Below are 21,642 nucleotides of genomic sequence, written 5' to 3' on the forward strand. Positions count from 1 at the left end.
AGGAGCCCGATGTGACCGCTCAGCCCGAGACCGTGCCCGGCCTGCTCGACGGGCCGCCCCGCGTGATCACCGTCGGGGCCGGGCTGCTCGACGAGGCGCTGCGGGAGCAGGCCGTGGCGACGGTCCCGGTCGCCTGGCGCCCGCCGCTGCCCGGCACCGAGCAGGCGCTGGCCCGGGTGCTGGCCGATCCGCGCAGGCAGGAGGCCAACGCGGTGGCCGTCGGCCGGCTGACGGCGGCCAGGCCGCACCTGGCAGGCGTGCGGCGGGCCTCGGAGATCCTCGAACCCGGCGTGTTCCTGCACGCGGGCCCGCCCATCACGTGGGAGCGGGCGTCGGGCCCGATGCGCGGCGCGCTGATCGGCGCGATGCTGCTGGAGAGCCTGGCCGCCGACGAGGAGGACGCCGCCGACCGGCTGGCGGCGGGCGCGGTCGAGCTGCGCCCCTGCCACGAGCACGGGGCGGTGGGCCCGATGGCGGGCGTGGTGAGCCCGTCGATGTGGCTGTTCGAGGTGCACGACGCCGAGCACGGCGGCACCGCGTACTGCTCGCTGAACGAGGGCCTGGGCAAGGTGCTGCGGTACGGCGCGTACGGGCCCGAGGTGCTCGACCGGCTGCGCTGGATGGACCAGGTGCTCGGCCCGGCGCTGGCGGGGGCGCTGGAGCGTACGGGGCCGATCGACCTGCGCGCGCTGATCGCGCAGGCCCTGCAGATGGGCGACGAGCTGCACAACCGCAACCGCGCGGCCACCTCGCTGCTGCTGCGCGAGCTGGCTCCCGCGATCGTGGAGGCGGCGCCGGGCGACGCGGCGCAGGTGCTGCGCTTCATCAACGGCAACGACCACTTCTTCCTGAACGCGGGCATGGCCGCGGCCAAGGTCAGCACCGACGCGGCGCGCGACGTGCCTGGCTCGTCGCTGGTGGTGGCGATGGCGCGCAACGGCACCGATTTCGGGGTGCAGGTGTCGGGGCTGGGCGGGCGCTGGTTCACCGGGCCCGCCGGGGTGCCGCACGGGCTCTATCTGGGCGCGTACGGGCCGGACGACGCGAACCCGGACATCGGCGACTCGACGATCACGGAGACGTCGGGGCTCGGCGGTTTCGCGATGGCGGCGGCGCCGGCGATCGTGCGGTTCGTGGGCGGCGAGGTGGCGGACGCGGTGCGGGCCACCCGGTCGATGTACGAGATCACGCTGGCCGAGCATCCCGCCTACCAGATTCCCGGCCTCGGCTTCCGCGGCACGCCGGTGGGGATCGATGTGGCGCTGGTGGCGCGGACGGGGCTGCTGCCGGTGGTCAACACGGGGATCGCGGGCCGGGTCGCGGGCACCGGTCAGGTCGGTGCCGGCCTGGTGGAGCCGCCGGTGGAGGCGTTCACGAGCGCCCTCCAAGCCCTGTCCGTTTTGGGTAAGTGATCCATTTTAATCCCTATATATCTGCACGTCAGGATTGTTGTCAGACAATGTCACCTTCCCTTGTGCATTCCCCGCCGATATCGTGACGATCCTCCATAATCTGCAAGTAGCGTGAGAACGCACGTGACGGATGAGGCGAGATGGGGGCGGGAACATGGCAGCCGACCGCTTGCTCAGCGGACCCGGCCCAGAGGGGGGTGCCGCGGGGGGCTCTTCGCAGAGCCAGGGGCGCCTGATCGGCAGACGCTACCGGCTGATGTCGCCCGTGGGCAGGGGCGGCATGGGCATGGTGTGGCACGCGCACGACGTGCTGCTCGACCGTGACGTGGCGGTCAAGGAGCTGATCCTGCCGTACGGGCTGGACGACGCGGGCAAGCAGGTGGCGCACCGGCGCATGCTGCGCGAGGCCAGGTCTGCCGGGCGGCTGACACACCCGGGCATCGTGACCGTGCACGACGTGGTCGAGGAGGACGGCCGGCCCTGGATCGTGATGGAGCTGGTCCGCGCGTGGTCGCTGGAGCAGGCCGTACGCCAGAGCGGCCCGCTGCCGGTGGTCCAGGCGGCCGAGATCGGCATCCGCGTGCTCGACGCGCTCAGGCACGCGCACGCGCACGGCATCCTGCACCGCGACATCAAGCCCGGCAACGTGCTGCTGACCTCGGACCGAGTGGTGCTGACCGACTTCGGCATCGCCGCCATAGAGGGCGACGTGACGATCACGCAGACCGGGCTGCTGATGGGCTCGCCGGCGTACATCCCGCCCGAGCGCCTGTCCGGCCAGCTGATCGGGCAGGCCGCCGACCTGTGGTCGTTCGGCGCCACCCTGTACGCCGCCGTCGAGGGGCGGCCCCCGTACGAGGGGCCCGACCCGGTGGCGGTGCTCGGCTCGGTGCTGACCCAGGAGCCGATCAGGCCGCAGCGGGCCGGCTCGCTGCTGCCGGTGATCGAGGGCCTGCTGCACAAGAACCCGAACGAGCGGCTGACCTCCGAGCAGGTCATGGAGATGCTGGAGGCGGTGCTGCGGGCGCACGGCGCGCCCAGGCCGCGCACCCCCGAGACGCTGCCGAGCCCGACCGACTCGACGCCCGCCAACCTGCTGCCGCCGCTGGAGCCGCCGTCGGGGCCGATGCCGTCGCGCATCGTGGAGACGCCGTCGGGGCCGGTGCGGGTGCCGTACGACCCGATCACGAGCCCGTCGGGCGGCCATTCGATGCCGTACGAGGGCATGTCGAGCCCTTCGGGCAGCCACCGCACCGACCAGCTGCCCCCACTCCCCCGCGCCGACGAACCGGCCGGCGGCGCCTCTGGCCCGTACGACTCGCTGGCGAGCACCTCGGGCCCGTACGACTCGTTCGCGAGTTCGTCAGGCCCGTACGACTCCCTGGCCGGTTCGTCCGGCCCCTACGACTCCCTGGCCAGCTCGTCGAACCCGTACGACGCGCTGCGCAGCTCGTCCGGCCCGCAGCCGCCCTTCGGCGCGCCGCCTCCCGGCCGCGGCATCGACGACGACCTGGACACCGGCACGGGCCCCAGGCCGCAGCCGATCCTCCCCCTCACCACCGACAGCCGCACCTCGGCCGCCACCCCGTGGCCCCTGGCCACCCCCGACGACCTGCGCGAGCAGTCGCGCAGCCTGTCCAGGGACGTCGGCAGGGGCAGCCTGACCTCGCTGCCTCCTGCGGGGCCGCGTACCGGGAAGAGCCGGCGCAGGCCGGAGGAGGACGAGGGGCCGTGGGTGCGCGGCGGCCGCCCGACGCCGCTGACGATCGTCAGCGCGCTGGTGGCGGTGGCCGTCGTGGCGGGCGCGGTGGTGCTCATCCTGACCAGCGGCTCAGGCGAGACGCCGCCGGCCGCCGCGCCGTCACCGGCGAGCGCCGCGGCCGAGCAGGCGAGCGAGCCTTCGCCGGTGCCGAGCGGGTTCGAGGAGCTGACGGGGCCCGGGTTCACCGCCGCCCTGCCGAAGGGCTGGAAGCTCGCGGTCGCGGGCGACGTGGCGACGTTCAACGGGCCGAAGGACTCGAACATGCGGATCGTGGTCGAGAAGGCCGCACCGCAGGACGACGGCGGGCTGGCCGAGCTGGGCGAGCAGGAGGCCCAGGGCGGCAGGGAGAACTACATCCAGGTACGGCTGCAGGCCGTGAAGTACCGGGGCACGCAGGCGGCCGACTGGGAGTACACCTACACCACGCCCAACGGCATCCCCATGCACGCCCTGACCAGGTACGCCGCGCTCGGCGGCACGTCCGCGTACAAGATCGTCTTCGACCTGCCCGACCTGCACTGGGACGACCAGGCGGAGACGAGGAAGGTGTTCCTGGACACGTTCCAGCCGAACGCCTGACGTATTGCATCGGTCGTTCCAAAACGGTAGCGTGCCGGTCATGGCACGGCCGAGGAAGTTCGAGGAGGACAGGGCGGTCGAGGCGGCCATGCGCGCGTTCTGGGACGCGGGCTACGAGGCCACCTCGACGCAGGACCTGTGCGCCGCGACCGGCCTCGGCCGCAGCAGCATCTACAACACGTTCGCGAGCAAGCACGACCTGTTCGAGCGGGCGCTGCGCCACTACATGGACGTGCACAACGGCTCGCTCGCCGAGCTGATGGACGCCGACCTGCCCATCAAGGAGAAGGTCAGGACCGTCCTGTGGTGGGCGGTCGAGCCCGATCCTGAAGAACCGGCCGGCTGCATGGTGGTCAACGCCAGCATCGAGCTGGCGCCCCACGACTCGGTGATCGCCGAGGTGCTCCGCCGCGACGAGGCGAAACGCATCGAGCTGCTGAGGACCGGCATCGAGGCCGCGCGCATCCGGGGCGAGCTCGGCCCTGAGCACGACCCGCTGGCCCTGGCCAGGTTCGTCGCCGCCACGGTCAACGGCCTGCGGGTGGCCGAGCGAGGCGGCGCGGACCGGGGGGCGCTCGAGTCGATCGCGAACGTCGCGCTGACCGTCTTCTGATCTCTTCATGCCCGCATTTTGTACTGATCAATCTAAAACAAGGAGGCCCGCCATGCCCTTGGCGGTCTACATCCTCGGCCTGTCGATCTTCGCGCAGGGCACGTCGGAGCTGATGCTGGCCGGGCTGCTGCCCGGCATGGCCGCCGACCTCGGCGTGTCCATCCCCGACGCGGGCCTGCTGATCTCCGCGTTCGCCCTGGGCATGCTGGTGGGCGCGCCCCTGCTGGCCGTCGCGACGATCCGGCTGCCCCGGCGTACGGTGTTGCTGTCGTTCCTGGCGATCTTCGCGTTGTCGCACGTGGCGGGCGCGCTGACGGCCGACTATGCCGTGTTGTTCGCCACCCGCGTGGTGGGCGCCTTCGTGTACGCGGGCTTCTGGGCCGTGGCCGCCGCCACCGCGATCGGCCTGGTGCCCGTCAACGCCCGCGCCAAGGCGATGAGCGTGCTGGCGGGCGGTCTCACCGTGGCCACCATCCTCGGCCTGGCCGCCGGCACGGTGATCGGCCAGCACCTGGGCTGGCGGGCGGCGTTCTGGGCGGTCGCCGGGCTGTCGGCGCTGTCGGCGATCGGCGTGCTCGCCACCATCCCCGGCGGCCGTCCCAAGACGGAGGGCGCGCCGAGCGTGACCACCGAGCTGCGGGCGATCGCCAGGCCGCGGCTGTGGCTCGCGTACGGCGTCACCGCGCTGACCACGGGCGCGCTGCTCGCCACCTTCAGCTACCTGAGCCCGCTGCTGACCGGCGTCACCGGCATCGACGAGCCCTGGGTGCCCGCCGTCCTCGCCCTGTACGGCGCCGGCTCCCTCATCGGCATCACCATCGGCGGCAGGATCGGCGACGCCCGGCCGTTCCCGCTGCTGTTCACCGGCGTCGTCGGTCTCGTGCTGACCTCGGCCGCCCTCGCCCTGTCGGCCGAGGTCGCCGTGCTGGCCATCCCGCTGATCTTCCTGCTCGGCGCGTTCGGCTTCGGCACCAACCCGGCGCTGAACGCCCGCCCCTTCGCCCTCGCCAAGAACGCCCCGACGCTGGCCGCCGCCTTCAACGTGGCCGCCTTCAACGTCGGCATCACGGTCGGCCCCTGGGTGGGCGGCCTGATGATCAGTGCCGATCTCGGCTACGCCTCCGTGGCCTGGACCGGCGTCGCGATCGGGGTCGTCGCGCTGGCCGCCGCTGCGCTGTCGGCGGCCCTGGAGCGCGGCGGAAATCCCCTTCGGAAAACCCACGAAGTGGAGATACGGTCTGCCGCATGAAGCTGGCGAGCATCTCGTACTATCCGGTCAAATCCACCACTGGCCATGAGGTGAGCGAGGCCGACGTGCTGCCGTGGGGGCTGGCCGGCGACCGCCGCTACCTCGTGGCCGACGAGCAGGGCCGCACCTTGACCGCCCGCGTCGAGCCCCGGCTGCTGGCCGTCGTCCCCATGCTCGACGGCGACGCGCTGACGCTGACCGGCCCGCACGCCGAGCCGCTGCGGGTGGCCCCCTCCGCCCGGCTGTCCCCCGTCACCTTGTGGGGCAGCGACATCGAGCTCACCGACTGCGGCGACGCCGCCGCCGCGTGGCTGACCTCGCTGGTGGGGCGGCCGGTGCGGCTGAAGTGGCTGGACGACCCCAGGCGGCGGCCCGTCGATCCCGCGTACGGGCGGCCTGCCGACCGGGTCAGCCTGGCCGACGGCTACCCGCTGCTGCTGACCTCGGCGGCCTCGCTCGCCCGGCTCAACGACTGGATCGCCGAGGACGCGCTCGAACGCGGCGCCGAACCGCCCGCGCCGCTGCCCATGCGCAGGTTCCGGCCGAACGTGGTGGTCGACGGCGTGCCGTCGGAGCCGTTCGCCGAGGACGGGTGGAAGCGGCTGCGGATCGGTGAGGTGGAGTTCAGGGTCGCCAAGGGGTGCGCGCGGTGCGTGCTGACGACCATCGACCCCGACACGTACGAGAAGGGCAAGGAGCCCATCAGGACGCTGTCGCGCTACCGCAAGCGCGAGGGGAAGACCTGGTTCGGCGTCAACCTCATCCCCGACGCCCCCGGCCGCATCGCCGTGGGCGACCGCGTCGCCATCCTCTGACCCCGGCTCACCCCGCAAGAGACGCGTGGCCCCCATCCCCGACGGCCCCATCCCCGACGGCCCTGGACGCGACCGCCGTCGGGGATCGGCCCGATCAAGGCGCAGTGTCCTCTATGGGGTGTTGTTAGGGGTTATGCGAGACTTCACGGGTGACCAGTGCCCCCACACAGTCCGCCTCGTCCCCTCCTGACCGGATCGCCCGCGTCCAGCGCCGTACGCTCGCGGTGCTGTCCGCGGCGCAGATCGTGGGCGGCGTGGGCGTCGCCGTCGGGCTGGCGCTCAGCTCCGTCGTCGTGGACGAGCTGTCCAAGTCGACGGTGATCAGCGGCTTCGCCGGCACGGCCACGGTGCTCGGCGCGGCGCTGCTCGCACTGCCCACCGCCAGGGCAGCGGGCCGCGGCGGGCGGCGGGCCGGCCTGTCGCTGGCGTACGTCGCCGCCCTGGCCGGCTGCCTGGTCTCCGTGCTGGCGATCAGCCTGGGCACGTGGCCGCTGCTGCTGGCCGGGCTCGTCCTGGTCGGCGGCGGCAGCGCGGGCAGCCTGGCGGCCCGCTACTCGGCCACCGACCTGTCGCCGCGCGACCGCTCGGCCCGGCACCTGTCGCTCGTCGTGTGGGCCTCCACGATCGGCTCCGTCGCGGGCCCCAACCTCGCCAAACCCGCCGACCAGATCGGCATGCGGCTCGGGCTGGTGGAGAAGGCGGGGCCGTTCGCGTTCGCGGCGCTCGCCTTCGGCCTGGCGCTGCTCGTCATCCTCGTCCTGCTGCGGCCCGACCCGCTCGTACTGGCCCGCGAGGTGCACGGCACCCGCGAGGAGAGCAGGGGACGCCGGGGCACGATCCGCACCGCCCTGCAGACCCTGCGCACCACCCCGATGGCCCGCCACGCCCTCGTCATGATCGCGGTCAGCCACACGGCCATGGTGTCGGTCATGTCCATGACCCCGGTCAAGCTGCACCACGACGGCTCGAACCTCGACGTCATCGGCCTGGTCATCAGCCTGCACATCGCCGGCATGTACGTGCTGTCGCCGGTCGTCGGCTGGCTGGCCGACAAGGCGGGCAAACTGCCGGTGCTGGTGCTCGGCATGGGCCTGCTGCTGAGCGCCGCCGCGCTGGCCGGCACCGCGGGGCACCGGGTGTGGCAGGTGACGGCGGCGCTGGTGCTGCTCGGCCTCGGCTGGTCGTGCGGCCTCGTGGCCGGCTCGGCGCTGGTCACCGAGTCGGTGCCGCTGGAGCGGCGGACCGCCGTCCAGGGCCTGTCCGACCTGCTGATGAACGTCTGCGGGGCCACTGGCACCATCATCGCGGGCGCCATCGTCGGCCTGCTCGGCTACGGCGTGCTCGGCCTGGTGGTCGGCATCATGGTCGCGGTGTCCGGCCTCTGGCTGGTCACCGTCTGGCGCCGCTCCACAGGCGAGCGGCGATCACGGTGAGCCCCGCTGCGGCGGCGGTCACCAGCCAGATCATGAACGTCGGGTAGAGGTAGGCGAGCTGGACGAACGCGGCGTCGCGCCCCCGGGCCAGGAAGCGGTGCACCGGCTCCAGCGTCGCGCACAGCACGAGCGGGGCCAGGTAGGGCACCAGCCGCCACCGCTGCCACCCCGTGCGGCGCGCGGCCCAGCGCCGGGCGCGCACGGTGCCGCGTGCCGCCAGCGCGACGGTCGCCAGGGTCAGCAGCGCGAAGAGCGCGTCGGTGACGAGCATCGGCCGGCCGCCGGGCACCCGCGGGGTGCCGCCCTCGACGATGGTGACCAGGCCCCTCATCAGGGTCTCCGCGTCGGAGAAGGCCATGCCGGTGTTGGCCATGACGGCGATGCCGTATCCCGGGCCGGGCATCACCACCTGGTAGGCGGTGGAGGTGAACAGGTCTCCCCCGTGTTCGAGCACGGGGGTGCCTTCGTCCGTCGTGCCGAGCTGCCAGCCGAGCGCGTAGTCCGTGTTCTGCTCGGAGCCCGTACGCATCTCCTCGACGCCCTGCGGGGACAGCAGGCCGGGGAGACCGGCGTTCTGCGCGATCAGCCACCTGGCCATGTCGTCGGCGGTGCTGATGACGCCGCCTGAGCCGTTGCCGAAGGCCGTGGGCTCCGGCAGGGCGACGGCCCGGCCGAGGACGTACAGGTGGCCGCGAGCGGTGCCGGGCAGGCCCCGGTCGGTGTCGATCGTCGTGGTGCGGCGCATGCCGAGGGGCTCGAAGACGTGCGCGGCGAGATGATCCGCGAACGGCCGGCCGCCGACCACTTCCACGAGCCGGGCGGCGACCTGGTAGTTGGTGTTGTGGTAGCTGAAGGCGGTGCCGGGGTCCGCGGCGAGCTTGGCCGTCCTGAGCCGGGCCACCGCGCCTCGCAGGGTGTCCGGCTGGGGCAGGCTCTTCTCGCGGAAGGCCGTGTCGGCCATGCCCGAGGTCTGGTCGAGCAGCATCCGTACGGTGATCTTCCCGGCCCTGGGATCGGCCATCGTGAACTCGGGCAGATAGCGGCGCACCGGCTGGTCGAGGGCCAGCTTGCCCTGCTCGGCCAGCCGCAGGACGGCCAGGGCGGTGAAGGACTTGCTGACCGAGGCCACCGCCATGGGGGTGGCGGCGGTGACGGGCTCGCCCGTGGCGGTCTCCCCGTACCCGGCGGTGTGGACGACCTCGCCCTTCCTGGTGATCGCCACCGCGACGCCAGGCAGGCCGGTGGCCGCCCGGTGACGCTCGACGTAGGCGTCGACCGGCGCTGGGACCGATGCTGGGACCGGCGCTGGGACCGGCGCTGGGACCGAGGTGACGGGGACGAAGGTGAGGCATAGGGCGGCAAGCACGGTTTTGAGCACCTGCCGACGCTACGGAGGCCCCTTGTCCCCCGCCATGGTGAGAAACCGCCGCGTTCGTTACGGGAAACCGTAGCCGTGTCACGGGAAACCGTAGCCGTGCTATTTGGCGTCGGCGTAGCAGCCGACCGCGACCGTCTCCATCGGGAAGCGCACCGGCGTGTGCCCGAACAGCAGCCGGGTCGCCTCGGCCGCCGCGGCGGCGATCGCCGCCGTCACCTCCTCGGCCTGCTCGGCGGGGCAGTGCACCATCACCTCGTCGTGCTGGAAGAACACCAGGCCGGCCGGCTCGGGCAGCCGCCCGCGCAGCACGGCGAGCAGCGCGAGCGCCCACTCGGCGGCCGTGCCCTGCACCACGAAGTTGCGGGTGAAGCGGCCGCGGTCGCGGGCGGCCCGCACGCCCTCGGGCCCGGACACCAGCTCCTTCCACCGCTCGGACGGCGGCGGGCTGGTGCGGCCCAGCCAGGTGCGTACGGTCCGCCCTTCCTCCCCCGCCTTGGCCGCGTCTTCGACGAACTGGTACGCCTTGGGGAAGCGCTGCCGCAGCACGGCCAAGAGGCGCGAGGCGTCGCCGCTGGTGCCGCCGTACATGGCGGACAGCATCGCGATCTTGGCGTTGGCCCGCTCGCCGCCGAACGACCGCGCGAGCGCGGAGTAGAGGTCGATCTCCCCCGCCGCCTCGGCCAGCCGCCCGTCACCGGCCATCGCGGCGAGCACCCGCGGCTCGAGCTGGGCGGCGTCGGCCACGACCAGCACCCACCCGTCGTCGGCCAGCACGGCCTGCCGCATCACCTTCGGGATCTGCAGCGCGCCGCCGCCGTTGGTGGCCCACCGCCCCGACACCACGCCGCCGACCACATATTCGGGACGGAACCGCCCGCCGTGCACCCACTGGTCGGCCCACGCCCACCCGTGGGCGCTGTGCAGCCGCGCCAGCTCCTTGTACGCCAGCAGCGGCGCCACGGCCGGATGCTCGATCTGCTTCAGCTCCCACTGCCGGGTCGTCTTCAGCGACACCCCCGCGCCCTTGAACGCCTTGACGATCTGCTGCGCGGAGTCGGGATTGACCGGATGGCCGAACGCCGCCGCCACCTCGTCGGCCAGCGCCTGCAGCTTGGCCGGCCGCATGCCGTGGACGGGACGCGGCCCGAGCAGCTCGGTCAGCAGCGCGTCGTGCACGTCTTTGCGCCACGGCATGCCCTCGTGCGTCATCTCGGCCGCCACCAGCGCGCCCGCCGACTCGGCCGCCACCAGCAGCCGGAAGCGGCCCGGCTCGGGCAGCGCGGCGATGCGGCGCAGCTGGTCGTCGAGCACCTCGGCGACCAGCTCGGCGGAGGGCGGCTCGGGCGCGAACAGCGTGCCGGGCTCGTTCGGCCGCTCGTCGGGCACCGGCAGGCCGTGCAGCCTGGCGTGGGCGGCCCTGGCCGAGCGCGGCTCGCGGTGGCGGCCCTCGTAGGCGAGCAGCAGGCCCTCGGTCAGCGCGAGGTCGTGGCAGCGCGCGACCCGCACGCCCTCCTCGACCAGCGGAGGGTACGCCTCACGCGTGTCGGCCCACACCCACCGGGGCGCCTGGCCGGCCTCCAGCTCGCGCACCGCCTCCGCCAGGCCGGCCGGACGGCTCGGCGCGCCGCCGACCGGCAGCACCCTCTCGCCCGCGACCACCACGTACACGTGACCAAGGGTGCCAAACGGCTCCGACAATTACCGCGTCAGGTCGATGCGGACCTCGTCCTCGAGCGGCGGGTTCAGCTCCTGGCCCAGGCAGCCGGTGGCGGCGAAGCAGCGCAGCGTCAGCTCCTGCGGCGTCACCGTGGCGTGCAGGAACTGCTTGAAGAACGGCGGCGTGTCCCAGTCGGACAGCTCCGACAGGTAACGGTGGAACACCCGGTCGACCGGCAGCCGCAGCGGCCACGGCCAGGCGCCGAGCAGCCGCGCCGCCCAGCGCATCCGCAGGGTGATGCGCACCGGCCCGGCCGGCGTCCTGACCGGCTCGTTCTTGATGCGCTCCGTCATGATGCAGGCGGCCTCGGCCGGCGTGAGGCAGAGCCAGCGCATGCGCAGCCGCTTGGCGTAGAGCTGGCTGTAGAACGACAGCGAGTCGCCGCGCAGCGGGTAGCACTTGAAGGCGTCCTCGTGCACGCCCTGCACGTCGACCCGCTCGATGGTGTGCGTGGCGTGCATGAACGCGCCGCCGCCGCCCGAGACGACGTACTGGATCACCCGGCCGTCGTCCAGCTCGACCGGGTAGCGCTGGTAGTTGTGCACGTCGCCGCCGATGGCCGCGACGTAGCGGTGCGCCGGGTCGCGCACGATGTCGTCGATCGTGCCGCCCTCCTCCAGCGGCGACGGCTTGTACTCGTTGCCGGTGTAGATGGGTTTGCCGGTCACCAGGATCTTCGGCCGGGGGTCGAGCGAGACGCGGCGCAGCCACGCGGTCTGGTCGCGGTCGATGACGTTCCTGATGCCGGTGTCCACGCCCACGATGAGCAGGCTCTCGCTCTCGATCGCCCAGTAGGGGCCCGGCTGCGCGGCCGGCCCCTTGGCCTGCTGCGACGGCCTGCCGCGCAGCGCGCGAGCCTCGGCCAGGCGGTCCTCGTCGATGGTCTCCGGCCTGCGCCACAGCAGGCCGCGCAGCCCTCGGTCGGGGGTGGGCTTGAGCGGCGGAGCGTCGCAGAAGACCCGCATGAAGCCGCCGAGCCCGTCGTACCAGTCGTGGTTGCCGGGGATCGCGTAGATCGGGGCGTCGTACTCCTGGTACGGGCGGAAGAACTTGTCGCCGTACTCGTTGCCCGATCCGGTGGGATAGATCACGTCACTGGCGATGACGGCGAACGCCGTGCCCTCGCCGAGTTTCAGCATGCCCGGAACAACGGCGTACTGGGACGCGTCCCCCTCACCGGTATCGCCCAGTAACAGGAAACTGAAATTTCCCCCGACAGGCGGCTTGATGCGAAATTCGCGATCAATCCCGCGGGCTTCCTGCGCCTTCACCCACCGCTCGCGGACCTGCCCGGAAGGATCACCGAACAACGTCGCCAGCACCTCGTTACGCGAGCGCCACAACGTCGCCGGATTGAGCCAGCTGAACCCCTTGCGATGGGGTCTGAGCTGGTCGAACGTCCCGATCTGCGCACATGCCCAGCCCGCGCCCTCCTCCGACACCCGTGACGAAAGCTGCTTTCCCCGCTCAGCCGCTACTTCCACCATGACAACATCTTTACCGCGATCTACCTTTCATGCATCCTGAACGCTCCGTACCGTGAGGAACACAGAAGGTTCGCAATGGTGTAGCCTCCTCCCCCAAGCAAGCGGTTGGGATCGCCCGAGGGGAGGCTCCCATGAGCCGTAACGGCCCGGATGACGCGACCCGAAAAGGCACTTCCGAAGTGGGGGCCATCGAGGGTTTGCTGGCATTCGCCCAGACCCGGCCGCGCTGGAGCAGAAGTGCCGCGCTGAACGGTTTCATGGAGGCGATCGCGCGCAGCAGGGTCCTGGCCGAGCGGGCGCCGCGCGAGCACACCGAACTGCTGGCCCGCTGCCTGCGCACGACCGCCAGGCACCTGCTCGCGTGGGGCCGGTCCACGGAGGCGCTGTCCCTGGCCCAGGAGGCGGTGGCGGTCAGCCGGTCGATCGGCGGCGGGTCCCTGGTGGTCTGCCTGCACACGCTCGCCTCCGTCCAGGAGGCCCTGCACCGCTACAGCGACGCCGCGGCCGCCCTGGCCGAGGCCGACGCGGTCCCTCCGGACGAGGACTGACCCCTCGGAGCCGGGCTCAGGGGATCAGCACGCCGGGGTTGAGCACGCCCTCCGGATCGACCGACGCCTTCACCGCGCGCAGGATGCCCACCCCGACGGGGCCGATCTCCCGCCCGTACGCCTCCAGGTGGTCACGCCCGACCCCATGGTGGTGCGTGATCGTGCCGCCGGCCTCGACGACGGCCGCGTTCACCGCCTCCTTGGCCCGCTCCCACTGCGCCACCGGCTCACCGTCCTGCGCGACCACGACGGTGAAGTAGAGGCTGGCGCCGGTCTCGTACACGTGGGAGATGTGGCACAGCACCAGCGGCGAGCCGAGCGCGCCGAGCAGGGCGAGCCTGACGGCGTCATAGAGGCGCGGCAGGTTCGCCCAGAAGCCGGCCGTCTCCAGCGTCTCGACGGTGGCGCCGGCCGCGAGCAGCGAGTCGCGCAGGTACGGCGCCGAGAACCGCCCGTGCTCCCACGCCTGCCCCGGCCCTTCGCCCAGGGGCTCGCCGCCGAGCCGCGCGAGCACGGCGGACGCGTCCGTCCGGCGCGGCTCCACGCGGGCGCCCTCGTACCCGGTGATCATCAGGCAGCCGCCGGGGCCGCCGGATCCGATGGCGCCGGGGTCGGCCAGGCCGATCATCGTCTCGGTCTCGTCCGACAGCCGCAGCACGGCCGGCAGCGGCCCCTCCTGGGCCAGCGCCCGCGCGGCGGCCGACCCGGCCGCGAACGTCGGGAAGCGCCACCCCTCGTAGCGCCGCTCCGCGGGCGCGCGGCGCACCCGCAGCCGCAGCGCGGTGATGACCCCGAACGCGCCCTCCGAGCCGAGCACGAGCTGGCGCAGGTCGGGCCCGGCGGCCGACTTGGGGGCGCGGCCGAGTTCGAGGTCGCCGGCGGGCGTGGCCAGGGTCAGGCCGGCGACCATGTCGTCGAAGCGGCCGTACCCGGCGGAGGCCTGGCCGCTGGAGCGGGCCGCGGCGAAGCCGCCGAGCGTGGCGTACTCGAAGGACTGGGGGAAGTGCCCGAGCGTCAGCCCGTGCGCGGCGAGCAGCCGCTCGGCGTCGGGTGCGCGCACGCCCGGCTCGAACTCGGCGATCATCGACTCGGTGTCCACCGAGCGCAGCCGGTCGAGCCGCCGCAGGTCCAGCGCGACGACGCCGGCGAAGCGGGCCCGGCCGTGCGCGCGGCCGACCGGGGCGAGCCCGCCGACGACGGAGGTGCCGCCGCCGAAGGGCACGACCGCGACGCGTTCGCGTGAGCACAGCCGCAGCAGCTCGGCCACCTCGTCGTGCGAGCCGGGCAGCACGACGGCGTCGGGCGCGTCGGAGCCGTCGCCCGCGCGCATCCGCAGCAGGTCAGGGGTGGACTTGCCGCGCGTGTGGCGGACGCGGTCCTCGTGCCCGGTCAGCACGTGAGCCTCGCCGACCACGCCGGCGAGCGCCGCTCGCAGGGGCGCGGGCAGCGCGACCGGCGGCAGCCGCACCTCGTCAAGAGTGGCGGCGGGGGTGGCGGGGTCGCGGACGCCGAGCAGGTCGTGCAGCAGCTTCCTGACCTGCTCGGGCAGCTCGCGGGCTCGGGCGGGGTCGCCCCAGCCCGACCACAGCATGGGTTCTCCAGTCACGTTTACACTGTGACACATGACGTCGAATCGTCACAATGACGACGTGCTGGATGCGGCCCGCGACTGCGTGCTCGCTTATGGGGTGCGCAGGACGACGCTCACCGACGTGGCACGCCGGGCGGGCGTCTCGCGGATGACGATCTACCGTCGCTGGCCCGACGTGCGCACGCTGGTCGCCGATCTCATGACCAGGGAGTGGGTACGGGTGGTGTCGGAGCTCGACCTGTCCGACCCGGTGCGCGCGGTGGTGTCGGGGGTCAGGGGGCTGCGCGAGCACCCGCTGTGGCGCAAGATCGTGGAAGCGGACCCCGAGCTCCTGCTGCCGTACCTGCTCGACCGGCGCGGCGCCAGCCACGAGGCCGTGCTGGAGGTGCTCGAGCCGGTGGCCGGCGGCCCGCGCAGGGCGCGCGCGGTGCTGCTGGTGGCGCAGTCGTTCCTGCTGTCCGCGCCGACCATGCTCGACCCCGTGACCATGGACGAGCTCGACGCCGAGCTCGCCGCGCTGCTGGAGGCCTACTTTGGATAGCTCGCTGAACGCCGCCAGACGCTCCCGCGAGTTGCGCGAGGTCGCGGAGGAACGGCTGGACGTGCTGGTCGTGGGACTGGGCGCGACGGGCGCGGGCGCCGCGCTGGACGCCGCGTCCCGGGGGTTGAGCGTAGCGGCGATCGACGCGCACGACCTCGCTTTCGGCACCTCCAGGTGGAGCTCCAAGATGGTGCACGGCGGCCTGCGCTACCTGGCCAAGGGGCAGGTGGACGTCGCGTACGAGAGCGCGGTCGAGCGCGGCATCCTGCTCAGGAGGACCGCCCCGCACCTGGCCAGGGCGCACCCGTACGTGCTGCCGCTGACCAAGGACGTCTCCCGCCGGCAGGCCGCGCTGGTGATGACCGGCTACCGGCTCGGCGACGCGCTGCGCGCCGCCGCCCGCACGCCCCGCCGCCTGCTCCCCGGCCCCGCCCGGCTCAGCGCGGCCCGCGCCCACACGCTCGCGCCGGTCCTGCGCGACGACGGCGGGCTGCGCGGCGGCCTGCTGTCGTGGGACGGGCGGCTGCTCGACGACGCCCGCCTGGTCGTGGCCATCGCGCGGACCGCCGCAGGCCACGGGGCGCGCGTGCTGACCCGCTGCCGCGCCCTGCGCCTCACCGGCAGCGGCGCGGAGGTGCGCGACGAGCTGACCGGCGAGGAGTTCACGATCCGCGCGCGGGTGGTGGTCAACGCCACCGGCGTGTGGGCGGGCGGCCTCGACGACCGCGTCCGCCTGCGCCCGTCGCGCGGCACCCACCTCGTGCTCGCGCCCGGCGCCCTGCCTGGCCTGATCGCGGGCCTGCACCTGCCGCTGCCCGGCGAGAGCAACCGGTTCGCGCTGGTGCTCCCCCAGCCCGACGGCCGCACGTACGTCGGGCTCACCGACGAGCCGGTGGACGGGCCGGTGCCCGACGTCCCCGAGGCGCCCGAGGAGGACGTCAGAACGCTGCTGAGCGTGCTCAACGGGGCGCTTGAGACTCCGGTGACCAGAGAGGCGGTCGCGGGCGCGTACGCGGGCCTCAGGCCCCTTCTGGCGGCCGACGGCAGGACGTCCGACCTGTCGCGCCGGCACGCGGTGGTCACCGGCGACGGCGTGGTGACCGTCGTGGGTGGGAAGCTGACGACATATCGGCGGATGGCGGAGGACGCGGTGGATGAGGCGGTCTCGCACGCGAACCTGAAGGCCCGCCGGTGCCGTACGCGGCGGATCCCCCTCGTGGGCGCCGGGGCACGACCGCAGAAGGTGCCGCCCCGGCTGGCCGAGCGGTACGGCGCCGAGGCGGGGGCCGCGTATGAGCTGGTCAAGACGCACCCGGAGGAGGTCGGGCTGGGCCTGACGGCCGGCGACCTGCTCTGGTCGGTGCTGCACGAGGGCGCGCTCGACGAGGGCGACCTGCTCGACCGCCGCACCAGGATCGGCCTCGTGGCACAGGACAGAGAACGGGCACTGCCGACGACACGGGAGATAGCGGACCGGGCCTCCCGCGGATAGCCCCTTCGAACCGTTAGGTTAGTCTTACCTAAGTCGGTTCGGAAGGGGTAGGGAAGTTGGCAAGGGGCTGCGAGCATCCGGCCGGGTGCCACACCGGGGAGGTGCCCACTCTGGCCAGTGCCACGGTGGGCGCCAGACTGTGGCTGCTCGTCGAATACACCGGAACCTGGCCCTCGCGCCTGGAAAACTTCGAACTTCCTCAAGAAATCTCGGAACTCGTCCGCAGAGCGCTCGAACGCGGTATCAGGCCCCAGCTGATCCGCCGCCCCGGGAGGCGGACCCGCCAGCGGGAGCAGGGAATCCGTGTGCTAGTGGGCTACGCCGCAGGCGAGCGCCCATGGCTCGCGTCAGGCGTCATCGCAGGTCCTGACGATCTTGACCTGGACGCGCTGGTGGCCGGAGTGGTCCCCGAGTCCTGCATACTTGAAGACGAGCCGGTATTTCTGGTCTGCACGCACGCCAAGCGCAATGCGTGCTGCGCCCGCATTGGACTACCCCTCGCTCGGTCCCTGGCCGAAAAACTGCCGGACAGAGTGTGGGAAACGTCACACGTTGGCGGCGATCGCTACGCCGCCAACCTCGTGTGCTTGCCACACGGAATTTTCTACGGCAGCATGTCTCAGGCTGCTGCACTGGCAGCGGCTAACGCGTACCGGTCGGGCGAGGTCATCCTCGACCGTTTCCGGGGACGCGCAGGCATCCCTGAGCCATTGCAGGCCGTCGAGCACTTCGCCCGAGCCCATACGGGAGAGCGCTCCGTCGGCGCGGTGGCCGTGGAATCCTCCAGGATGGACGGCGACGTCACTGAAGCCATCGTGCGCTGCGGTGACGTCCGGCTCCAGGTTGTGATCGAACCATCGGCGTTCACCGCGCCGTGTGGTACGGCTTGTGCCGAGACGATCACCACCTACCGGCTGGTTTCGCTGGACAGGCTCACGCCTGTACGGTACGCCACGCTCGCCCTCGCCTGATCAGGGAACATCACGGCCCAAGGTTGCGTTGGAACAGTGACGCCAAAAGCGTCCAATGCGGCTCAAATCCCGAAATACCTCTCACGAAGGTGGTTTTCTCATGTCTCAGGTACGTCGGCAGCTCGCCCGCCCGCGCCCCAGCTGGGGTTGGCAGGATGATGCCGCGTGCCGGGGTGAGGACCTCGTGCTCTTCTTCGGCCCCGATGGGGAGCGGCAGCCCGAGCGTGACGTACGAGAGCGGAAGGCCAAGGCGATCTGCGCCCAGTGCCCTGTCCGCAACGAGTGCCTTGACTACGCGCTGTCCCGGCCCGAGAAGTACGGCACGTGGGGCGGTCTCAACGAAGACGAGCGCGCGAGCGAGCGTCGCCGTCGTATGCGCCGCGCGGCCAGCGCCGGCATCTCCGCCGCCTGACACACACCCGGCAGCCATCATCGCGTGATCACGCAGTTGTCCCGATGAACCGGAGCCTGGCATCCCATGCCCAGGCTCTGGCGAACCCGGTCGGGACAACTGCCTGATCAGGCCACCAGCATCCCTTCGCCATCGGGCGGGGGGATGTCCTCTTTCCTGACCGCGGATGCCAGCCGCGGCAGGAGACGCCTCATGTCCGCCGGTCCCGCCCTGCGCGCAGGAGCGGGGTCTCCGTGGTGCACGGCCCCTGCGGACTCTCATGCGTGTCGGCGCCCCTCTCGTGTCCCTGTCCTCACGGATGGCACGTTAGCCGACGCTTCCGACATTTTTCGTCACTGCCCCAATCCAGCATCTTCCCCCGCATAACCCTGCCTGCTCATGGCATCATCCGCCGTGCGTCACCGATACTCTCGCGGCCATGCCGACTTCGCATAACGCCTCCGCCTGGGCCGACGATCTGCAAGACGTCGTGGCGCAGGCCGTCCATACGCTCGCGCACGCCGACGAGCCCGCCGCCTGGGAGGGCAGAGCGGGCTCGCTCGAATGGACGTGCTGGGAGACGGCCGAGCACCTGGCCGACGATCTGTTCGCCTACGCCGTGCAGCTCGGGCTGACCGTGCCGCCGCTCGACGTCTATGTGCCGTTCACCGGCGAGAGCCGCAGGCCCGGCGGCCCGCGCAACAGCGTGCACGCCGACCGCGCGGCCGGCGTCACCGGGCTGCTTCAGGTGGTGCAGAGCAGCGGCGCGCTGCTCGTCGCGGTGGTGCGCACCGCGCCGCCACAGGCCCGCGCGCATCACATCTTCGGCCCCGCCGACGCTTCGGCGGCGGCCGCGATGGGCTTGGTGGAGACCCTCGTGCACGTGCACGACCTCGCGCAGGGGCTGGGCCTGGCATGGACACCGCCCGCCGATGTCTGCGCGCGCGTTCTCGACCGCCTCTTCCCCGACGCCCCGGCCGGCGGCGACTCCTGGGCCACCCTGCTCTGGGCGACGGGACGCGGCGACCTTCCCGGTCGGCCGCGCCTGACGCGGTGGCGCTGGCACAACGTGCCGCCCTCAGAAACCGCCTGACCGAAAAGCGGCTGTGACGGCCGGAGGTGTCAGACGATCAGGTCGTCGAACTCGCCGTCCTTGGCTCCCAGGACGAACGCGGTGATCTCGGCCGGCGTGTAGACAAGCGCGGGACCGTCGGGAAAGCGCGAGTTGCGCATGGCGATCTCCCCCGTGGGCAGGTTCGCGACCTCGACGCAGTTGCCGTTGGGGTTGCTCCGCCTGCTCTTGCGCCAGACAACGGGAAGGCGGCCGGCGGGCGTTCCGTTCCGGAACTCTTGCATGGGGGCAGCTCCTCGCGATCTTACGGATGCACGTGCATCCGCGTTTGCGAGGTGACAATACGGCAACACGAGAAGCTCCATATAGCGGACGACCAAAAATCCCTATATGGAGTGGATCACAGGGATATGTGAGTCAGTCGGAGAGCAGCCGCTCCAGGAAGCGCCTGGTGGCCCTCGGCTCCTCGGCCTGGATGCTCAGCCGGTCCATGACCTCCATGTAGTGGTCGGAGTCCTGCGGCTTGTCCAGGTAGAGGGCGCTGGTGAGCTGCTCCATGTAGACGACGTCGGGCAGCTCGCGCTCGGGGAAGCGCAGGATGCTGAACGCGCCGCCGGCCGCGGCGTGCCCGCCCCGCTCGAACGGCATCACCTGCACGGTGACGTTGCGCTCGGCGGTGATGTCGAGCAGGTGGGCGATCTGCGCGCACATGACCTCGCGCCCGCCCAGCATGCGGCGCACGACGGCCTCGTCGATCACCGCCCAGAGGGTCAGCCCGCTCTCCAGCCGCTTCTGCCGGGTCATCCGCAGCGTCACCCGGCGGTCGAGCTCGTGCCTCGGCGCCTTCTCGTGCGCCAGCTCGATCACCGCCCTGGCGTACTCGGGGGTCTGCAGCAGGCCGGGGACGAACTGGTTCTCGTAGGTGCGGATGCTGGAGGCGGCGCCCTCCAGGCCGATGTAGACCTCGAACCAGGCGGGCAGCAAGTCGCCGTACTTGTGCCACCAGCCGGGGGCGTTGGCCTGCTTGGCCAGGGCCAGCAGCGGCTCGCGTTCGGCCGGGTCGGTGACGCCGTACAGGGTGAGCAGGTCGGCCACGTCACGCTGCTTGAAACTGACCTGTCCCAGCTCCAATCGGCTGATCTTTGCATGAGATGCGCGAATCGAGTACCCGGCGTCCTCCCGCGAGATACCCTGCTGCGTGCGGAGCCTGCGCAGCTGGGTCCCCAGCAGGATCCGCAGCACCGTAGGGCTTCCCGGCGCATGGCTGAGAAGCTTCCCCTCTGTGCTCTCCGCGCTCACTCCACCGCTCCTCGGACTCTCCTGCACGTGCAGATGCGATTCGCATCCGTAAACTACGAAAAGTCTTGCATCGGTAAGCACTGGCCGTAAAGATGGGTATTGGATCACCAGACCGCGCTTCGGGGGCCAGGATGACGACTTTCGACGCTCGGCCGCAAGCCGCCATCGGTTCCCGGCCGCCGGCATGGCTCTCGTCCATCCTGGTCGAGGGGCGGCCCGGCGCGTGCGACGCCGTCTTCCCCTTTCAGCATCGCTCGGCGGTGGAGCCCGCGTGCGTGGCCACCGCCCGGCGCTTCGTCGACCAGACGCTCGGCACCTGGGGCGCGCTCGAAGCCGCCTTCGACATGCAGCTGGTGGTGTCGGAGCTGGTGACCAACGCGATCCGTCATGGCGGCGGCGCCGCGCAGCTCCGGTTGCTGTCCCACGAGGCCGAGCTCGCCTGCGTCGTCACCGACCACAGCCGTACGGTGCCGGTCGCGGCGGCGCCCGACGTCTTCTCCGAGTACGGGCGAGGGCTTCGGCTCGTCGACGCCCTCTGCTCGGCGTGGGGCTGGTTGTCGGCCGGCGGCTCACGCAAGCTCGTCTGGGCCGTCATCACCAGCTGACGCGGCGTCGAGCAGGTCCAGCACGTCGTCGTCGTCGAGCTGCTCGAAATGCTCGTACCACTGGCCGACCGCGCGGAAGTCGACCGGCGTCGCCAGCACCACCACCTCGTCGGCCTCGCCGCGCATCGACGCCACCGTGTCCGGCGACCCCACCGGGACCGCCAGGGTGACCTTGGCGGGCTTGGCCGCATTGACCGCCCTGAGCGCGGCCCGCGCGGTGCCGCCGGTGGCCAGGCCGTCGTCCACCACGATCACCTCACGGCCCGCCAGCTCGGGCAGCGGCCGGTCGCCCCGGTAGGCGCTTACCCTCCTGGCCAGCTCCCGCCGCTCCCGCTCCACCACGTCCGCGACCGACTCGGGTGTCATGCCGAGCCGCCGCAGCAGCTCGCGGTGGAACACCGGCTCGCCGCCCTCGGCCACCGCGCCCACCCCCAGCTCGGGAGACGGCGGATAGCCGATCTTCCTGGTCACCAGCACGTCGAGCGGCGCACGCAGGCGGCGCGCGATCGGCGCCGCCACGGCCACCCCGCCCCGGGGCAGCGCGAGGATCACGGGATCACGCGCGCCCTGCAGCCGCTCCGCGAGCAGCTCCCCCGCCTGCGCCCGATCTGCGAACACCATGCCCTGCCCCTACCCCCTCCCCGCCACCCCTCCCCTTGAGGAGAGATGACGGGAAGAGACCGCACA

General features: G+C 72.2%; 20 protein-coding genes. 13 read left to right on the forward strand and 7 right to left on the reverse strand.

Annotation, left to right across the window (positions count from 1 at the left end):
* The first annotated feature begins 11 nt into the window (after window positions 1–11).
* The 6 genes from ACFFR3_RS25450 (at window position 12) to ACFFR3_RS25475 (ending at window position 7,863) form a co-directional block, all read left to right on the forward strand.
* Window positions 12–1,412, forward strand: a complete 1,401-nt coding sequence (locus ACFFR3_RS25450; RefSeq protein ID WP_345387188.1) for a YlbE family protein — start codon at window positions 12–14, stop codon at window positions 1,410–1,412.
* A 256-nt stretch (window positions 1,413–1,668) separates the two neighbouring features.
* Complete coding sequence (locus ACFFR3_RS25455) at window positions 1,669–3,753, forward strand: serine/threonine-protein kinase (RefSeq protein WP_379483965.1); 2,085 nt, start codon at window positions 1,669–1,671, stop codon at window positions 3,751–3,753.
* A gap of 40 nt (window positions 3,754–3,793) precedes the next feature.
* Window positions 3,794–4,366 carry a TetR/AcrR family transcriptional regulator gene (locus ACFFR3_RS25460; protein ID WP_364363930.1) on the forward strand — a complete coding sequence of 191 codons (573 nt, stop codon included), beginning with the start codon at window positions 3,794–3,796 and terminating at the stop codon, window positions 4,364–4,366.
* Between the two features lie 52 nt (window positions 4,367–4,418).
* Window positions 4,419–5,615: a Cmx/CmrA family chloramphenicol efflux MFS transporter gene (locus ACFFR3_RS25465; RefSeq protein ID WP_345387192.1), complete on the forward strand. Its 1,197-nt coding sequence runs from the start codon at window positions 4,419–4,421 to the stop codon at window positions 5,613–5,615.
* Window positions 5,612–6,430 (forward strand): MOSC domain-containing protein, encoded by an 819-nt coding sequence (locus ACFFR3_RS25470; protein WP_379483966.1) that lies wholly within the window; start codon window positions 5,612–5,614, stop codon window positions 6,428–6,430. The genes ACFFR3_RS25465 and ACFFR3_RS25470 overlap by 4 nt, the downstream gene beginning before the upstream one ends.
* Window positions 6,431–6,579: 149 nt before the next feature.
* Complete coding sequence (locus ACFFR3_RS25475) at window positions 6,580–7,863, forward strand: MFS transporter (protein ID WP_364363924.1); 1,284 nt, start codon at window positions 6,580–6,582, stop codon at window positions 7,861–7,863.
* Here the strand turns inward: ACFFR3_RS25475 and ACFFR3_RS25480 are convergent.
* The 3 genes from ACFFR3_RS25480 to ACFFR3_RS25490 form a co-directional block, all read right to left on the reverse strand.
* Window positions 7,820–9,241 (reverse strand): serine hydrolase domain-containing protein, encoded by a 1,422-nt coding sequence (locus ACFFR3_RS25480; RefSeq protein ID WP_364363921.1) that lies wholly within the window; start codon window positions 9,239–9,241, stop codon window positions 7,820–7,822. The genes ACFFR3_RS25475 and ACFFR3_RS25480 overlap by 44 nt on opposite strands.
* Window positions 9,242–9,340: 99 nt before the next feature.
* Window positions 9,341–10,909, reverse strand: a complete 1,569-nt coding sequence (locus ACFFR3_RS25485) for a bifunctional 3'-5' exonuclease/DNA polymerase (RefSeq protein ID WP_379483967.1) — start codon at window positions 10,907–10,909, stop codon at window positions 9,341–9,343.
* Between the two features lie 30 nt (window positions 10,910–10,939).
* Entirely contained in the window at window positions 10,940–12,445 is a 1,506-nt protein-coding gene (locus ACFFR3_RS25490; RefSeq protein ID WP_345387204.1) for a metallophosphoesterase family protein, read from the reverse strand.
* A gap of 197 nt (window positions 12,446–12,642) precedes the next feature.
* Between ACFFR3_RS25490 and ACFFR3_RS25495 the strand changes: the two genes are divergently transcribed.
* Entirely contained in the window at window positions 12,643–12,993 is a 351-nt protein-coding gene (locus ACFFR3_RS25495; RefSeq protein WP_345387206.1) for a hypothetical protein, read from the forward strand.
* 16 nt (window positions 12,994–13,009) lie between these two features.
* On the opposite strand, the gene ACFFR3_RS25500 is transcribed toward ACFFR3_RS25495, so the two are convergent.
* Window positions 13,010–14,584 (reverse strand): FAD-binding oxidoreductase, encoded by a 1,575-nt coding sequence (locus tag ACFFR3_RS25500; RefSeq protein WP_379484088.1) that lies wholly within the window; start codon window positions 14,582–14,584, stop codon window positions 13,010–13,012.
* 31 nt (window positions 14,585–14,615) lie between these two features.
* Here ACFFR3_RS25500 and ACFFR3_RS25505 point away from each other — a divergent pair, with 31 nt between their 5' ends.
* The 5 genes from ACFFR3_RS25505 to ACFFR3_RS25525 all read left to right on the forward strand — a co-directional run bounded on the left by ACFFR3_RS25505 (window position 14,616) and on the right by ACFFR3_RS25525 (window position 19,072).
* Window positions 14,616–15,125 (forward strand): TetR/AcrR family transcriptional regulator, encoded by a 510-nt coding sequence (locus tag ACFFR3_RS25505; protein WP_364363914.1) that lies wholly within the window; start codon window positions 14,616–14,618, stop codon window positions 15,123–15,125.
* A complete protein-coding gene (locus ACFFR3_RS25510) occupies window positions 15,118–16,617 on the forward strand; it encodes a glycerol-3-phosphate dehydrogenase/oxidase (protein WP_379483968.1) in 1,500 nt (499 codons plus the stop codon). Before ACFFR3_RS25505 ends, ACFFR3_RS25510 begins: the two co-directional genes overlap by 8 nt.
* A gap of 125 nt (window positions 16,618–16,742) precedes the next feature.
* Complete coding sequence (locus ACFFR3_RS25515; protein ID WP_364363908.1) at window positions 16,743–17,588, forward strand: sucrase ferredoxin; 846 nt, start codon at window positions 16,743–16,745, stop codon at window positions 17,586–17,588.
* Between the two features lie 100 nt (window positions 17,589–17,688).
* The gene (locus ACFFR3_RS25520) at window positions 17,689–18,000 is read left to right on the forward strand and encodes a WhiB family transcriptional regulator (RefSeq protein ID WP_080036407.1); all 312 of its coding nucleotides are present in this window, start codon (window positions 17,689–17,691) and stop codon (window positions 17,998–18,000) included.
* 418 nt (window positions 18,001–18,418) lie between these two features.
* Entirely contained in the window at window positions 18,419–19,072 is a 654-nt protein-coding gene (locus ACFFR3_RS25525; RefSeq protein WP_345387212.1) for a hypothetical protein, read from the forward strand.
* A gap of 29 nt (window positions 19,073–19,101) precedes the next feature.
* Here the strand turns inward: ACFFR3_RS25525 and ACFFR3_RS25530 are convergent, their stop codons facing one another.
* A complete protein-coding gene (locus ACFFR3_RS25530; RefSeq protein WP_345387214.1) occupies window positions 19,102–19,335 on the reverse strand; it encodes a DUF397 domain-containing protein in 234 nt (77 codons plus the stop codon).
* Window positions 19,336–19,468: 133 nt separating this feature from the next.
* Window positions 19,469–20,293 carry a Sco1979 family transcriptional regulator gene (locus ACFFR3_RS25535; protein ID WP_345387216.1) on the reverse strand — a complete coding sequence of 275 codons (825 nt, stop codon included), beginning with the start codon at window positions 20,291–20,293 and terminating at the stop codon, window positions 19,469–19,471.
* Window positions 20,294–20,481: 188 nt separating this feature from the next.
* Here ACFFR3_RS25535 and ACFFR3_RS25540 point away from each other — a divergent pair, with 188 nt between their 5' ends.
* A complete protein-coding gene (locus tag ACFFR3_RS25540; protein WP_345387218.1) occupies window positions 20,482–20,955 on the forward strand; it encodes an ATP-binding protein in 474 nt (157 codons plus the stop codon).
* On the opposite strand, the gene ACFFR3_RS25545 is transcribed toward ACFFR3_RS25540, so the two are convergent.
* Window positions 20,920–21,576, reverse strand: coding sequence for a phosphoribosyltransferase (locus ACFFR3_RS25545; RefSeq protein ID WP_345387220.1), 657 nt, complete (start codon window positions 21,574–21,576; stop codon window positions 20,920–20,922). The genes ACFFR3_RS25540 and ACFFR3_RS25545 overlap by 36 nt on opposite strands.
* Window positions 21,577–21,642: the final 66 nt, after the last annotated feature.

Origin of the sequence: Nonomuraea salmonea (assembly GCF_042428605.1) — a bacterium.
In the GTDB taxonomy this organism is placed as follows: domain Bacteria; phylum Actinomycetota; class Actinomycetes; order Streptosporangiales; family Streptosporangiaceae; genus Nonomuraea; species Nonomuraea salmonea.

Coding starts and splice junctions, on each gene's coding strand:
- ACFFR3_RS25520 (WP_080036407.1), top strand. CDS start 17,689: ATGTCTCAGGTACGTCGGCAGCTCGCCCGCCCGCGCCCCAGCTGGGGT.
- ACFFR3_RS25470 (WP_379483966.1), top strand. CDS start 5,612: ATGAAGCTGGCGAGCATCTCGTACTATCCGGTCAAATCCACCACTGGC.
- ACFFR3_RS25545 (WP_345387220.1), bottom strand. CDS start 21,576: ATGGTGTTCGCAGATCGGGCGCAGGCGGGGGAGCTGCTCGCGGAGCGG.
- ACFFR3_RS25525 (WP_345387212.1), top strand. CDS start 18,419: ATGCCGACTTCGCATAACGCCTCCGCCTGGGCCGACGATCTGCAAGAC.
- ACFFR3_RS25540 (WP_345387218.1), top strand. CDS start 20,482: ATGACGACTTTCGACGCTCGGCCGCAAGCCGCCATCGGTTCCCGGCCG.
- ACFFR3_RS25455 (WP_379483965.1), top strand. CDS start 1,669: ATGTCGCCCGTGGGCAGGGGCGGCATGGGCATGGTGTGGCACGCGCAC.
- ACFFR3_RS25500 (WP_379484088.1), bottom strand. CDS start 14,584: ATGCTGTGGTCGGGCTGGGGCGACCCCGCCCGAGCCCGCGAGCTGCCC.
- ACFFR3_RS25460 (WP_364363930.1), top strand. CDS start 3,794: ATGGCACGGCCGAGGAAGTTCGAGGAGGACAGGGCGGTCGAGGCGGCC.
- ACFFR3_RS25505 (WP_364363914.1), top strand. CDS start 14,616: ATGACGTCGAATCGTCACAATGACGACGTGCTGGATGCGGCCCGCGAC.
- ACFFR3_RS25490 (WP_345387204.1), bottom strand. CDS start 12,445: ATGGTGGAAGTAGCGGCTGAGCGGGGAAAGCAGCTTTCGTCACGGGTG.
- ACFFR3_RS25530 (WP_345387214.1), bottom strand. CDS start 19,335: ATGCAAGAGTTCCGGAACGGAACGCCCGCCGGCCGCCTTCCCGTTGTC.
- ACFFR3_RS25465 (WP_345387192.1), top strand. CDS start 4,419: ATGCCCTTGGCGGTCTACATCCTCGGCCTGTCGATCTTCGCGCAGGGC.